This is a genomic window from Pannonibacter carbonis (assembly GCF_003012935.1).
In the GTDB taxonomy this organism is placed as follows: Bacteria; Pseudomonadota; Alphaproteobacteria; order Rhizobiales; family Stappiaceae; genus Pannonibacter; species Pannonibacter carbonis.
The window spans coordinates 29,628-43,911 of the sequence record NZ_PUDR01000003.1 but is presented as its reverse complement, the minus strand read 5'-3'; the positions used below and the strand labels follow the sequence as shown (position 1 = coordinate 43,911).

Annotated in this window: 12 protein-coding genes and 1 tRNA gene; 9 read left to right on the top strand and 4 right to left on the bottom strand. The window is 62.1% G+C overall.

Going from position 1 to position 14,284, the window contains the following annotated elements:
• Window positions 1-17: 17 nt before the first annotated feature.
• From gor to rpiA, 3 genes are all read right to left on the bottom strand, one after another.
• A complete protein-coding gene (gor, locus tag C8348_RS04470; RefSeq protein ID WP_106752090.1) occupies window positions 18-1,394 on the bottom strand; it encodes a glutathione-disulfide reductase in 1,377 nt (458 codons plus the stop codon).
• A 112-nt stretch (window positions 1,395-1,506) separates the two neighbouring features.
• Window positions 1,507-2,022 (bottom strand): DUF2059 domain-containing protein, encoded by a 516-nt coding sequence (locus C8348_RS04465; protein ID WP_208983549.1) that lies wholly within the window; start codon window positions 2,020-2,022, stop codon window positions 1,507-1,509.
• 68 nt (window positions 2,023-2,090) lie between these two features.
• Window positions 2,091-2,783, bottom strand: a complete 693-nt coding sequence (gene rpiA, locus C8348_RS04460) for a ribose-5-phosphate isomerase RpiA (RefSeq protein WP_106752089.1) — start codon at window positions 2,781-2,783, stop codon at window positions 2,091-2,093.
• Window positions 2,784-3,068: 285 nt separating this feature from the next.
• Here rpiA and C8348_RS04455 point away from each other — a divergent pair, with 285 nt between their 5' ends.
• From C8348_RS04455 to C8348_RS04415, 9 genes are all read left to right on the top strand, one after another.
• Entirely contained in the window at window positions 3,069-4,760 is a 1,692-nt protein-coding gene (locus C8348_RS04455; RefSeq protein ID WP_208983548.1) for a methyl-accepting chemotaxis protein, read from the top strand.
• A gap of 91 nt (window positions 4,761-4,851) precedes the next feature.
• Window positions 4,852-5,535 carry an HAD-IA family hydrolase gene (locus tag C8348_RS04450; RefSeq protein WP_106752087.1) on the top strand — a complete coding sequence of 228 codons (684 nt, stop codon included), beginning with the start codon at window positions 4,852-4,854 and terminating at the stop codon, window positions 5,533-5,535.
• 140 nt (window positions 5,536-5,675) lie between these two features.
• Window positions 5,676-5,750, top strand: a tRNA-Val gene (locus tag C8348_RS04445).
• A 411-nt stretch (window positions 5,751-6,161) separates the two neighbouring features.
• Window positions 6,162-7,550 carry a globin-coupled sensor protein gene (locus tag C8348_RS04440; RefSeq protein WP_106752086.1) on the top strand — a complete coding sequence of 463 codons (1,389 nt, stop codon included), beginning with the start codon at window positions 6,162-6,164 and terminating at the stop codon, window positions 7,548-7,550.
• An 84-nt stretch (window positions 7,551-7,634) separates the two neighbouring features.
• Entirely contained in the window at window positions 7,635-9,497 is a 1,863-nt protein-coding gene (locus C8348_RS04435) for a tetratricopeptide repeat protein (RefSeq protein WP_106752085.1), read from the top strand.
• Window positions 9,498-9,499: 2 nt separating this feature from the next.
• Window positions 9,500-10,213 carry an acylneuraminate cytidylyltransferase family protein gene (locus tag C8348_RS04430; RefSeq protein ID WP_244293937.1) on the top strand — a complete coding sequence of 238 codons (714 nt, stop codon included), beginning with the start codon at window positions 9,500-9,502 and terminating at the stop codon, window positions 10,211-10,213.
• Complete coding sequence (locus tag C8348_RS04425; RefSeq protein ID WP_341871587.1) at window positions 10,210-11,250, top strand: N-acetylneuraminate synthase family protein; 1,041 nt, start codon at window positions 10,210-10,212, stop codon at window positions 11,248-11,250. The genes C8348_RS04430 and C8348_RS04425 overlap by 4 nt, the downstream gene beginning before the upstream one ends.
• A 16-nt stretch (window positions 11,251-11,266) precedes the next feature.
• The gene (neuC, locus tag C8348_RS04420; protein WP_106752084.1) at window positions 11,267-12,388 is read left to right on the top strand and encodes a UDP-N-acetylglucosamine 2-epimerase; all 1,122 of its coding nucleotides are present in this window, start codon (window positions 11,267-11,269) and stop codon (window positions 12,386-12,388) included.
• 65 nt (window positions 12,389-12,453) lie between these two features.
• Entirely contained in the window at window positions 12,454-13,134 is a 681-nt protein-coding gene (locus C8348_RS04415) for a TylF/MycF/NovP-related O-methyltransferase (RefSeq protein WP_106752083.1), read from the top strand.
• 50 nt (window positions 13,135-13,184) lie between these two features.
• On the opposite strand, the gene C8348_RS04410 is transcribed toward C8348_RS04415, so the two are convergent.
• On the bottom strand, window positions 13,185-13,997 hold the full coding sequence (locus tag C8348_RS04410; RefSeq protein WP_106752082.1) for a ferredoxin--NADP reductase: 813 nt from the start codon (window positions 13,995-13,997) through the stop codon (window positions 13,185-13,187).
• Window positions 13,998-14,284: the final 287 nt, after the last annotated feature.

Here is a 14,284-nt window from a genome sequence, read left to right as displayed (position 1 = left end):
CAATCCCTTGTCCAAGATCAGCCGCGCAGGCGTTCGGTCGGCTCGCGCATGGTCACAAGCTCCTCGGCGGCGGTCGGATGAACGGCGATTGTCCGGTCAAAGTCGGCCTTGGTCGCGCCCATTTCCAGCGTAATGCCGAGAACCTGGGCCAGCTCGCCGGCATCAGGCCCGAGAATATGCACGCCGAGCACCTTGTCGCTGTCGGCATCGACGATCAGCTTCATGTGCATCTTCTCGTCGCGGCCGCTCAGCGTGTGTTTCATCGGGCGGAAGCTGGTCTTGTAGATGTCCAGGTTCGGCGTGCGCTTCAGCGCCCCGGCCTGCGACAGGCCAACGGTGCCAAGCTCCGGCTGCGAGAACACCGCCGTCGCGATCAGGCTGTGGTCGACGGTCCAGGGCTTGTTGCCAAACACCGTGTCAGCGAAGGCATGGCCCTCGCGGATGGCAACCGGGGTCAGGTTGGCCCGGTCGGTGACATCGCCGACGGCATAGATCGAGGGAACACTGGTGCAGGAGGCAGCGTCGACGCGGATCGCGCCGCCGTCCGTCACCTCGACACCTGCCTTCTCCAGGCCGAGACCAGCAATGTTAGGGCGGCGGCCGATGGCGAACAGGATCTGGTCGGCAGCCAGCGTCTCGCCCTTACGGGTGGTACCAATGACCGAACCATCTGCCGCCTTCTCGATGGCAACAAAGGTGTCATGGGTGAGGATGCGGATGCCCTTCTTTTCCATCTCCTCATGCAAGGCCTTGCGCATGTCGTCATCAAAGCCACGCAGGATTTCCTCGCCGCGATAGATCAGCGTGGTTTCTGCGCCGAGACCATTGAAGATGCCGGCAAACTCGACCGCAATATATCCACCGCCAGCCACAACGACGCGTTTCGGCATTTCGGCCAGGTGAAAAGCTTCATTCGAAGTGATGACATGCTCGCCGCCGGGCAGATCCGGGTCGACATTCGGTGTGGCACCGGTGGCAATAAGGATGTAGCGGGCGGAAATGATCCGGTCGCTGGCGGTAAGGCGCACCGTGTGCGGCCCCTCCAGCACGGCGCGGCTGTCGAACAGTTCGACACCGGTGCGCTCCAGATTGCGCCGGTAGATGCCCTCGAGCCGGGCGATTTCCTTGTCCTTGCCGGCGATCAGGCGGGACCAGTCGAAACTGCGCTCGCCAACGTGCCAGCCAAAGCCCTCGGCGTCCTCGAACTCTTCGGAGAAGCGGGAGGCATAGACGAACAGCTTCTTGGGCACGCAGCCGCGAATGACACAGGTGCCGCCGTAGCGGTATTCCTCGGCGATGGCGACGCGCGCACCATGGGTGGCCGCGATGCGTGCTGCCCGCACGCCGCCCGATCCACCGCCGATGACAAAGAGATCATAATCGAAATCGCTCATGTCCGTGTCCTGCCGTTGTTTCACCTGATGTCGTCCGGATACCGTCCGCCTTCAACCCCTCCAAACACAAACGGCCCCGAAGTTCGGGGCCGTTCGGAGGAAAGGGGTTGTCTTACTGCTTGACCACGCCGCGCTTTTCCAGCTCGGTGCGAACAGCGCGAACCATCTCGATGGAGATCTCGTCCTGCCACTGCTGCGCCGCACCGATGGACAGCGCCGTCAACTGCGGCCCAAGCTCGGTCAGCTTCTTGCCGATCGGGCTTTCGTAGAAGTCACCGATCTGGGTCAGCTCTTCTTCGCTCAAGCGGCGGGCCCAGACCTCGTAGACAACCTTGTTCAGATCCGGACGACGATCCGCCAGATTAAGCGCCACTTCGCTGGTGACTTCCTCGATCACCGGCGTCACGGACGGATCGGACTGGATGAAGATGGTCTTGGTCTGCTCGGCCAGGATCGGCAGGATCTCGTCGAAGCTCTGCAGTGCGCCAGCGGCCAGAACGGCACGGCGGGCGGCGGCAAGATGAGCATCGCTCAGTTCCTGGGCGCTGGCCATCGGCATGGTCAGACCGCCGGCGACAATCGCAGCCGCCAGCATCGGCAGGGCCTTGAGGGTGGGGATCAGTTTCATCGTCAAACTCCAGTGCTCAAAAGTAACCGGGTCGCAGGGGGCACCTGCCCGGGGCTCGCTCAGAGCCCTCAGGCGGCCGTCACCGTGCGGACACCATCAGGACCGGCAACATAGGCTTTGCCTGCCAGTCCAATGAAGAAGCCATGCTCCACGACACCCGGTATGGCAACCAGATCAGTTGCCAGTTTGTCCGGATCGGGGATCGCGCCAAGGGCAGCGTCGAGGATGTAGTGACCGCCATCTGTGACAAAAGGATGGTCAGAGCCTCCCCGCATCGCCAAGGTGACCGGCAGGTTGTGGCGGGAGAGAACCGCTTCAATTGCCTTGCGTGTCGCACCGAGGCCGAAGGGAACGACTTCGATCGGCAGCGGAAACTTGCCCAGAACGGGAACCAGCTTGGTGTGGTCGGCAATGACAACCAGCGTACCGGACGCCGCCGCCACGATCTTTTCCCGCAGATGCGCGCCGCCGCCGCCCTTGATCAGGCGCAGTTGCGGATCGATCTCGTCGGCACCGTCGATGGTGAGATCCAGCACCGGGATCTCGTCCAGGGTGGAGAGCGGAATTGCCAGCTCGCGCGCAAGGGTGGCGGTGCGTTCTGACGTCGGCACGCCGGTCACTTCGAGGCCGTCGGCAACAGCGCGGCTAAGGGCCCGAACGAAATGTTCCGCAGTCGATCCGGTGCCGATGCCGATCTTCATTCCGGAGCGGACCTCCTGCAGGGCAGCTTCCGCCGCCAGACGCTTCCAGTCGTCGCTCATGGTCACCTCTTGTTCGCAGGTCCCGGTCGTGTACCGCCGTGTCGGCGCTGCTTAGCACGCACGACCGAACAGGGCAAAGACGATCTGGCGCCGGCCTGATTTGCCTAAAGGATATGCAATCAGGGGCTGTCTCTTAACTCTCCCTAAAGGACAAGGACCCAGAATGTAAATTACAGTATTCCTCGATCCGGATCCTTAACCATGGCCTCCCTTCTCAAGCGAATTCGGAAGTCACGCGACGTTGCCGTTGCAGCACAGAATGCCACAGAAGAGTCAGGCCGCGTAATGCAGACGCCGGACAGCGCCGAAAACGCCGATCAGCAACGGATCGAAGCCGAACATACTTTTGATGCAATCGAGTCTGACCTGAATGCCGCTGCGACAGCGATCGGCAAGCAGGCGGAAGACCTCAAGCATCAGATTTCAGAACAGTTTTCAGTTCTGGAAGGGATCCGCCGCGATGGGGCGGACCTGCGCGACCAGGCGACGATTGCCACCCAGAATGCGGGCGAGCTTGCCGCCTCCATCGGTGAACTGGCTGCCGCGTCCGGCCGGATCAGCAGCCAGGTTCAACGCTCGACCCAACTGTCGGAAAACGCCCGCACCGTGGCAGATGAGGCAAATTCTGGTGTTCTCGACCTCAAGTCAGCCATCGGAGACATCGCCAATGTCGTCCGCCTGATCTCCGATGTCGCCAAGCAGACAAACCTGCTGGCCCTCAACGCCACCATCGAGGCAGCGCGGGCCGGGGAAGCCGGCAAGGGCTTTGCGGTCGTCGCCAGCGAGGTCAAGGCCCTGTCGGTGGAGACGCAGAAGGCGACGGACGTCATCGTGTCGAATATCGACAGGTTGCAGGCCTCAGCCGAAGCCAGCATTACCTCGGTCAGCCGCATCATCGACATGATCGGCGAATTGCGACCGACCTTTGCCGATGTGGAACAAGCAGTGAGCGAACAGCTCGGCGCCACACACCAGATCAATGAACGCGCCGAAGAGACTGCCCGCTTCGTGCAGCAGGTGGCCAGCCGGATCGGCGACATCGAAGCTGCGACGGCACAGGCCGAGGACAGTGGCAGCCAGGCCATGGATGCCGCGGCAAAGATGGCGCAGGCCGCCGCCGGGCTCGGGCCGCGCTTCACCATGATGGTGCGCCAGAGCTCCATTGGTGACCGGCGTGTCGAGGACCGCCTGCCGGCCCGCATCAGCGGCCGGTTGCTCATTCGCGGCGAAGTCCATCGCATCGAGACCCGCGATATCTCGCATGCCGGCGCACTGCTCAAACCGGAAGGCCTTGAAAAGGTTCCCTTCCCGGCTGAAGCACGCCTCGTGCTGGACGGGCTCGGGGAAATGGAACTGCAGATCGTCAACCGCTCGGACAATGGCCTGCATTGCAGGTTCCTCAAGATGGACGCGGCCACCAGCGACGCGCTCGACAAGCGCATCGTACGGCTGCAGGGCGAGTATTCTGCCGCCGTGCAGCGGGCAAAAGAGGGCGCTCAGCGGATCAGCACTGCCATCCAGAACCTGCTCGACACCCGCAAGCTGACACTGAACGACCTGTTCGACACGACCTACAAGCTGATTGCCGGCACCAACCCGCAGCAGTTCGAAACACGCGCGCTGGCGCGGCTGGAAGAAATACTGCCCGGCATCCTGGAGCCGTTGCTGAGCAGCGAGCCATCCATGGCCTTTTGCGCGGCCGTTGACCGCAACGGCTATCTGCCGGTGCACAACAAAGTCTATTCCAAGCCGCAAAAGCCAGGTGATCCTGTTTGGAACGCCGCCAACTGCCGCAACCGCCGCATCTTCGACGACCGGGCCGGCTTGAGCGCGGCACGCAACTCCCGCCCTGTGCTGATCCAGACTTATGCCCGCGACATGGGCAACGGGAATGTCGTCTGGATGCAGGAGGTGGATGTGCCGATCACCGTGGCCGGCCGGCACTGGGGCGGCCTGCGCACGGCTTACCGGCTCTGACGCCTCCATCACAGATGAGCCGATTGTCGGGGTTGCGCCCCGGCAGCGGCTCACCTATTGCTCACAAGGCGCGATCCAGGAGGAGAGAGCCGTGACAGTGCTTGTCTTTGACCTTGACGGCACCCTTGTTGATACTGCCGGCGACCTTGTCGGCGCGTTGAATGCAACGCTGCAACTGCACGGCCATCAGCCTGTCCCGGAGGCCATTGCACGCCCGCATGCCGGCTTCGGCGCCCTGCCCCTGCTGCGGCTTGGGCTGGAACACAATGGCATCGCCCCGGACGACGCCCTGCTGACGCCGATGCGGACGCTGTTCCTGGATCACTATGCCAACAACATCGCCGAGGTCAGCCGCCCCTATCCGGGCGCTGTCGACGCGCTTGAAACGCTCCGTTCCGGCGGCTGGCGTCTGGCAATCTGCACCAACAAGGCTGAAGCCCTTGCCCGGTTGCTGCTCGATGAACTGCGCCTGACGCCCCTGTTCGGCTCGATCATCGGCGGCGACACCTATGCCCAGCCGAAACCGGATGCGCGCCCGGTGCTCGGGGCGATCAGGCGTGCTGGCGGCGAGCCTGTTGGCTCCGTGATGATCGGCGACACGGCGACGGATATCGCCGCTGCCCGTTCAGCCTCCCTCCCCGTCATTGCGGTCGACTTCGGCTATGCCAATGTACCCGTCCGGGATCTGGGACCTGACCGGGTCATCTCGCATTTTTCCGAGCTGCCCGATACCGTCGCAGCGCTCTGCCGGGGCACGGAGCAGGCGACGGCCTGACCGCATGCAAACACGCGCCCTGCAAGACTGGGCAGACCAGTGCAAACCCCGGTGTGTGCATAGCCACCAAAAATATTGCCCTTGGCTGTTGCATGGCCCGGCGGTTTCCTCTAATTAGCCGCCACCGGCCCAAGCGGCGCGGGCGATTAGCTCAGCGGGAGAGCGTTCCGTTCACACCGGAAAGGTCGCAGGTTCAATCCCTGCATCGCCCACCATTCCCTTCAAAGACTTAGCGACGTTCTGCGGACTTGCGGCCGGTTCAAGTTGACCTGGTGCTGTGCTTTTCGTATGCGCTTCCCGACGATCGGGCAACAAGCCCCATCAATGAGCAACTGCGTTCGGGTCGCCTCGCAGAAAATATGCTTAATTGAAGCGGTCCGTAGTGATGCGTAGACCATGTCATCCAATCGCCAGGACTGCTATTTTTTACAATGATATACCCTGATGAAATGACAGCAACATTCGCATTTTTCCTAATGAACTTGTCACGAGATTAACTCACACCTCCTGCTTTTCAAGCAACTAAAGGATTTTTATTTACAATTCTGACGTGTCACACATCTGCTTAACCCCATATTCACACCGAAGACAGAGGATACCCTTACGGTATTAACCACGAGGGCATCATGAGCGCATATTCCTACGACGTCACGGCAAGGCTGCGCTTCGCGCGCATTGATAAAGACACGCAGGAAACCTTGCGCCAGTTGTGGCCAATTGTCGAAAAGGCGCTCCCGGTTGTGCTTGACGGCTTCTACGCACATGTCAAGGCAGACCCAACCATGGCCCGGCTGATCGGGACGCGGGACAGCCAGTTGAAGACAGCGCAGGCCACCCATTGGGCGCGCCTGTTCTCGGGGAACTTCGACCAGCAATACGTCGAGAGCATTGGCCGGATCGGCCGCGCGCATGTGCGCATTGGCCTGGAGCCCAAATGGTACATTGCCGGCTACCAGTATGTGCTCAACGAACTGGTCGGCCTGGTCCTCAAGCGCAACCGCTTTTCCACCGCCCGGGCCAACCGCCAGCTTGTCGCCCTCAACAAGGCCGTGATGATGGACCTCGACTTTGCGATCTCGACCTATCAGGAGGTCTTGATGGAGCAGCGGGAGGAGCAGTCGCGGCAGATCGGCTCGGCCATCGAAGCATTCCGGACCAAGGTTGATGCCTCGATGAAAACCGTTGATGCGCAGGCCGAGCAGGTAACACGACAAGCCGCAGGCCTGTCGAGCCAGTCGACCTCAGCAATGAATGAGGCCAATTCGGCAAGCGAAGTTTCCCAGAACACGACCGGCAACATCCAGACCATCGCAGCTGCCACGGAGGAACTGGCAAGCTCGATCGCAGAAATCTCCCGCCAGATTTCCGGCGCATCTGACGTCGCCAGGCGGGCGAATGGCGAGGCAAACCGGACGTCGGCCGAAGTTGGCAAACTGTCTGAGTCTGCCCAGCGCATTGGCGACGTGATCAGCCTCATTCAGGCTGTTGCAGAACAGACCAATCTGCTTGCGCTCAATGCCACCATTGAGGCGGCGCGCGCCGGTGAAGCAGGCCGCGGCTTTGCCGTTGTCGCTGCCGAGGTGAAGGAACTGGCGAACCAGACCTCAAAGGCAACGGAAGAAATCTCATCTCAGATCAACGCAATCCAGAACGCGACCCAGAATGCGGTCAAGTCGATCAACACGATCTCAGACACAGTCAAGCAGGTCGACAACATGACAGCATCGCTTGCAGCGGCCGTCGAGGAACAGGGCGCAGCCACGCGAGAAATATCTTCCAACATCCAGAGCGCAGCCAACGGTGCCGAACGGCTGTCAGGCAACGTGGAGCGGGTGAGCGGAACAATCAATGACACCGAGATGGCGGCCCGCAGGTTCCAGCAATCTGCCGAAGACCTGAAGAGGTGTTCGTCCCAAATTTCTGAAGACGTGCGAACGTTCTTCAACGACCTGCAGGCTGTATCCAGCGCCTCGACCGTCGCCGGCGCTGCAGAGGGTCGTGGACGCACCGCCTGACACGGCAATGAACCAGTGCCGGACAGGCATTTCTTGCTAAGATCAGTTTGACTGATTCCTTGCACCAGCCTGTCCGGAGCCCGCATGAACGTGAAGTCGGCCGCAGCCGGTACCCTCGACACCTTGCGCAAGGCCCTGGCGCTGCAGCAGGCCGGCGAGATCGAGAAGGCCCAGCGCCTGTACAAGACGGTCCTGAAGAAGAACCCGGCCTCGGCCGATGCCAACAACCTTCTCGGTGTGACCTATCGCCAGCTCGGTTTTCCGAAGCGCGCGGTCGAATTCATCCGCAAGGCCATCGCCCTCGCCCCTGACCGGGGGCCGTATTATGCAAATCTCGCGCGCGCCCTGTCAGACCTGCCCGAGACCACGCCGGACGAAATCCTGGTCGTCGCGGACAAGGCGCTGAGCTTCTCTCCCAATCTCCCCGAAGCGCGCAACCTGCGCGCCATTTCGCTGACCAAGCTCGGGCGGGAAGAGGAAGCCGAAGCCCAGTTGCTGCAACTGATCCAGGACCAGCCAACTTACGCCGATGCCTATCGCAACTACGGTGTCATCCTGCGCGACCGGAAAGATCACAGCAAGGCGCTTGAGTTCTTCAAGATGGCCGTCCAGCTGGATCCAGGCAACTCGGAAGCCTGGGTCCAGCGCGCAAGGGCGCGGTTCGAGCTGGAGCAATTCGCGGAAACCGAACCGGAATTGCTGGCTGCACACAAGCTGTTCCCCGAGAACAGCGACATCAGCCACGAACTGGCGCGGCTGTATTTCAAGACCGGCGATGCATACCTCGGCCTGCCCTATGCAGAGGCAGCGGTGGCGGCGCAGCCCAACAACCCGGGGCGGCTTGTCACGCTCGGCGTCATCTATCAGGCCATGCGACGCTCGAAGGAGGCCATCGACGCACTGGCCAAGGCACGCGCCAACTGGTCCGAGGACATTCCGACCGCCGAGTGGAACATGTCGCTGGCCTATCTCGGCCTTGGCAATCTGGAACTGGGCTGGAAACTGGCGAAAGCCCGGTTCCGCACCGGCCTGACATCAACCCTGTGCCGCAATTTCGAACAGCCGGAGTGGGATGGCTCGGATCTCACCGGCAAGACCATCATGCTGTGGAATGACCAGGGCGTTGGCGACGCTATAAGAAGCGGCACGATGGTGCCGGAGATCATCGCGCGGGCCGGACATGTCATCATCGAACTGAGCCAGAAGCTGCTGGGCCCTTTCGAGATCAGCTTCCCGGAGGCGACCGTGCGGCTGGCGACCTTCGAGGCCATCACCCTCAACGCGACGCAGCATGACTATGACTGCCAGATATGCCTGTCGGACCTGACACATTTCCTGCGCCCGACCTTCGAGGACTTCAAGAAGGCGCAGCATCCCGTCTACCGGATCAATCTCGAACGGGCGCGAGAGTTCCATGAGCGCATTCCCGGTGCGCGGGAAAAGCCGGTTGTCGGGGTCTCCTGGCGCTCACGCAACCTCGCCCCGGCCCGGGCCAAGAGCTATCTTTCGGCCCCCGAGTTTGCGCCGATCGTCGAGACTCCCGGCATCGTCTTCATCAATCTTCAGTATATTTCCATCGAGCGGGAGCTGGACTTCCTGATCAAGGGACGCGGCGCGAATTTCCTGCCCTTCGAGGATGTCGACAAGTTCAACAATCTCGTGGATGCAGCGGCGCTGGCAGGCTGCTGCGACCTGATCATCTCCGCCAACACCAGCGTTGCAGACCTCGCCGGCAGCCACGCCGTGCCATGCTGGTCATTCGGCCAAGATCAACCGCACTTCCTGTTCGGACGCGAGACGACGCCCTGGTACCAGGATTTCAGCTACACCGTGGTGCCGCAGGGTGAACCGGTCGTGACCGTGGTACCCAGCCTGGTGCAGCGGCTGGAGACCTGGCGGGATACGCAGTGGGATCCGGCAGCGCGTTACGCAAGACTGGGCTTTTGACCATGGCCCCTACGCGCCCGACCATGCCGGCGAGCCGCGTCTTTGCGGTGATACCGGCGCGCGGAGGATCAAAGGGCCTTCCAGGCAAGAATGTCGCCCTGCTCGCCGGCAAGCCGCTCTACCGGCACAGCATCGATGCGGCGCTGGCGGCCGGGATCACGGACATCCATGTCACCACCGACATGGATGAAATCCTTCAGAGCCCGATGCCCGACGGGGTCACGCTGCATCACCGGCCCGATCAGCTTGCCCGCGACGACACACCAATGGCCGCCGTGCTGCTGGACCTGCTGCCGGCGGCCGGGCTGACCGAAGGGACCCTGGTGCTGCTGCAGCCGACATCACCCTTGCGCCGGCCGGAAACGATACGGCACGGTCTTGAGCTGTTTGCCCGGTCCGGCGCCTCGATGGTGATGAGCGTGTCACCGGCCGAGCGCAGCGTGCTCAAGTGGGGCCTGCTCGATGGCCAGCGCTTTGTGCCGCTGGTCAAACCGGACTACTGCTTTGCCAACCGGCAGAGCCTGCCCGAGGTCGTGCGGCCGAACGGAGCGCTTTATGTCTTTGATGCCGGGCGCTTCCTGGCGGCAGGCGATTATGGCGTGGAGGCCATCCATGTGCTTCCCATTGCCGAAGACGAGGCGCAAGATATCGATACGGCTGCCGATCTTGCCCGCTGCAGCGCCATCCTGAGCAACAACGGAAACACCGACGCATGACCGGCATGAAGATTGCCCACCGGGAGATCGGCCCTCAGCATCCCCCGCTCGTCATCGCCGAAATCGGCATCAATCACGGCGGCAGCCTGGATGTGGCGAAGGCGATGGTTCAGGCAGCTGCGCGGAGCGGCTGCGAGATGGTGAAGCACCAGACTCACTTTGTCGAAGACGAGATGACGGAAGAGGCCAAGAGCATCTTCCCGCCCAATGCCGATGTGTCGATATTTGAGGTGATGCGCCGCTGCGCCCTGCCGCCAGAAGCGGAGAAGGACCTGAAGGCCTATACCGAAAGCCTCGGGGTCATCTACATCTCGACGCCATTCTCCCGTGCCGCCGCCGACTTTCTTGCCTCCATCGATGTGCCGGCCTTCAAGATCGGCAGCGGCGAATGCGATCACCTGCCGCTGATCCGGCACATTGCCCGCTTCGGCAAGCCGATCATCATGAGCACGGGCATGCAGACGCTGGAGAGCATCCGGCCCTCGGTCGACATTCTGGACAAGGCGGCCGTAGACTATGCCCTGCTGGAATGCACCAACCTCTATCCCTCGCCGCCCGAGATCGTATCGCTGAAAGGCGTGAAGGATCTGATGGCCGCCTTCCCGCGCGCCGTCGTCGGTTTTTCCGATCACAGTATCGGCCCGGAAATGGCGCTGGCTTCCGTTGCGCTCGGGGCCTCGATCCTGGAACGCCATTTCACCGACACGCGCTATCGCAAGGGCCCCGACATCTCCTGCTCGATGGACCCGGCGGAGCTGCGTTTTCTTATCGACCGGTCGCGCGAGATCCATATCGCGCTGTATAACGAGAAGCAGCGCACGGCGCCGGAGGAGGATGTCTACCGCTTCGCCCGGGGCTCGGTGGTTGCCGACCGCGACCTTGCCAAAGGCCATGTGATCACCGAAGCTGACATCTGGGCACGGCGTCCTGGCAATGGCGAGATTCCGGTGAGCAGGTTCGACGAGGTTGTCGGGCGGACGCTCAAGATTGCCCGCAAGCGCAACGAACAACTGCGCTGGTGCGATCTCGACACCTGATGCAAGGGAGATCCGCATGGGCCGCAAGCTGATGTTCCTGACCGGAACCCGCGCCGACTTCGGCAAGCTGGAGCCACTGGCCATTGCCGCGCGCGATGCGGGGCACGATGTCACCTTCTTCGTGACCGGCATGCATATGCTGCGCCGCTACGGCGCGACACGGTTCGAGGTACAACGGCTGGACGGGGTTCTGACGGCGGAATTCATCAACCAACGTATCGGCGATCCGCAGGACATCATCCTGTCCAAAACCATCCTCGGCCTGTCAGACTGGGTGCACGAGCACCGGCCAGATCTTGCCATCGTGCATGGCGACCGGATCGAGGCACTGGCCGGGGCGCTCGTCTCGGCCACCAACTACATCCGCTGCGCCCATATCGAGGGCGGCGAGGTGTCGGGCACCATCGACGAGGTCTACCGGCACTGCAACACCAAGCTGTGCACCTATCACTTTGTCAGTTCGGATTCAGCGCGGGCACGGGTGCTGTCGCTTGGCGAAGATCCACGCGCGGTGTTCAACATCGGCTCGCCGGAGCTGGACTTTCACCGTGGCCCCTCCGGGGTCAGCCTGGACGAGGTCCGGCAGCGCTACGACATTCCCTTCCCGGACTATGGCATTGCCGTGTTCCACCCGGTGACATCGGAGCGTGACAGCATCGGCGCGCAGGCGGCCAATCTGTTTGCTGCCCTGTCCGACAGTGGTCGGTCCTTTGTCGTGATCTCACCGAACAATGATCCGGGATCGGAAGACATTTTTGCCGAGATCGAACGGCTTGATCCGACGCGCTTCCGACACTTGCCCAACATGCGCTTTGCCTATTTTTCGGAACTGATGAAAAACGCTGCGGCAATTGTCGGCAACTCAAGCGCCGGTGTCCGCGAAGCGCCCTTCCTCGGCATCCCGAGCCTGAACATCGGCACGCGCCAGCTAAACCGCTCGGCAGCCCCGACCATCACCGAAGCCTCGGCCTTCGACCGGCCGCGCATCGAGGAGTTCCTGTCAACGCGCTGGGGCCAGCGCTTTGCCTCCGACCGCAGTTTCGGGCAGGGGCATTCAGCGGCGCGGTTTGTGGAGATCCTGGCGCAGGACACATTCTGGACCGTGCCACTGCAGAAGCAGTTTTACGGTGACAGCTGAGCGCATAACCATCCCGGCAGGCGCTGCGCCAGGCGCGCGTCCGGGTTGAACGAAGGCTGAAAACCATGACCGATCCAGTTGAAACGATCTGCGGGCTCTCACGGGACAAGGTCTGGGACTATGAGAACGGCTACTACTGGTTCTCCGACCAGACCCGCCTCAACAAGCTGCTGGCGCATTACGAGCTGTACCGCCGCATCGTCGATCTGCCCGGCGATGTGTTCGAGTTCGGCGTGTTCAAGGGATTGTCGCTGATCCGTTTTGCCCAGTTCCGCGCGCTGCTGGAGACCGAACAGTCCCGCCGCATCGTCGGCTTCGACGCATTCGGCAAATTTCCTTCAGAAGGCCTTGCCAATCCGGCGGATCGCAGTTTCGTGACGCGGTTCGAGGAGGGCGCGGGAAATGGCCTGTCGCGTGACGAACTGGGGCGGATACTTGGCGCCAAGGGCTTTGGAAACGTCGAACTTGTTGCAGGCAACATCTTCGACACCCTGCCCCGCTATCTGCAAAGCCGGCCGGAGCTGCGTCTGTCGCTGCTGCACCTCGACATGGATGTGGCCGAACCGACCCGCTTCGTACTGGAGCACCTGTTCGACCGTGTCGTGCGCGGCGGGCTGATCATCATCGATGACTACACAGCCGTCGCAGGAGCAACGGAGGTCATCGATGAGTTTCTGCGGGACAAGCCCTTGCGTCTGCAGAAGCTGCCGAACTACCGGGTGCCCGCTTTTATCGTCCGGCCCTGATCGGGGCCGGACGGCTTATTTGCCGGTCGCGATGCTTCCAAAGCCCGCCGTCAGCCGACGAAGGCGCGCTCGACGACGAATTCGGCCGGCTTGTTGTTGGCGCCTTCCGTGAGGCCGAACTGCTCCAGCAGGGCCTTGGTGTCCTTGAGCATCTCCATCGAGCCGCAAATCATGCCGCGGTCGATGGCCGGATCGATCGGCGGAACCCCGAGATCGGTGAACAGCTTGCCGCTGGCCATCAGGTCGGTGATGCGGCCCTGGCGCGGGAAGTCCTCACGGGTCACAGAAGTATAGTGCACCAGCTTTTCCTGGGCGAGCTCGCCGATCAGCGGATCATTCTTCGTGGCTTCGACCAGTTCCTCGCCGTAGCGCAGTTCGGCGACTTCACGGCAGGTATGGGTCAGGATCACCTGGTCGAACTTCTCATAGGTCTCCGGATCGCGGATGAGGCTGGCGAAGGGGGCAATGCCCGTGCCGGTGGAGAACATGTAGACGCGCTTGCCGGGGGTGAGCGCATCATTGACCAGCGTGCCGGTCGGCTTCTTCTTCATCAAGATGGCGTTGCCGGGCTGGATCTTCTGCAGATGCGAGGTCAGCGGACCATCCGGCACCTTGATCGAGAAGAACTCCAGTTCCTCGTCCCAGGACGGGCTGGCGATGGAATAGGCGCGGTAGAGCGGCTTGCCGTCGATCAGGAGGCCGATCATCACGAATTCGCCGGACCGGAAGCGGAAACTCGCCGGGCGCTTGGTGCGGAACTTGAACAGCCGGTCCGTGTAATGCGTGACCTCGGTCACCTCCTGCACGAAGGCGCTGCCGGCAACGGCAGCTTCAAGGTCGGCGGGGGTCGCAAGAGCGTTCATGTCGGTCCAGTCTCTTGTGCCGGAGGCACTGCCGGCGGGTCGTTTGGCATGGCTGCCGGGCGTTCCCGCGGGTGGCGGGATCTGACGGCCGGCGATTGTTGTGTATCACCTACCACTTATGCCGCCTTGATATGAAGCAACTTGCAACCTGCAAAGCGCCGGTTGCTTAAAAAAATTTGCCCGACGACAGCGGTTCGGGCGGCAGCAAGGGCCAGGATTAACCGGCCGTGTGGATCCTGCTGCCACTCCGCGCGATCCCCATTGACAGAAACCGGCCGCTCACGCCT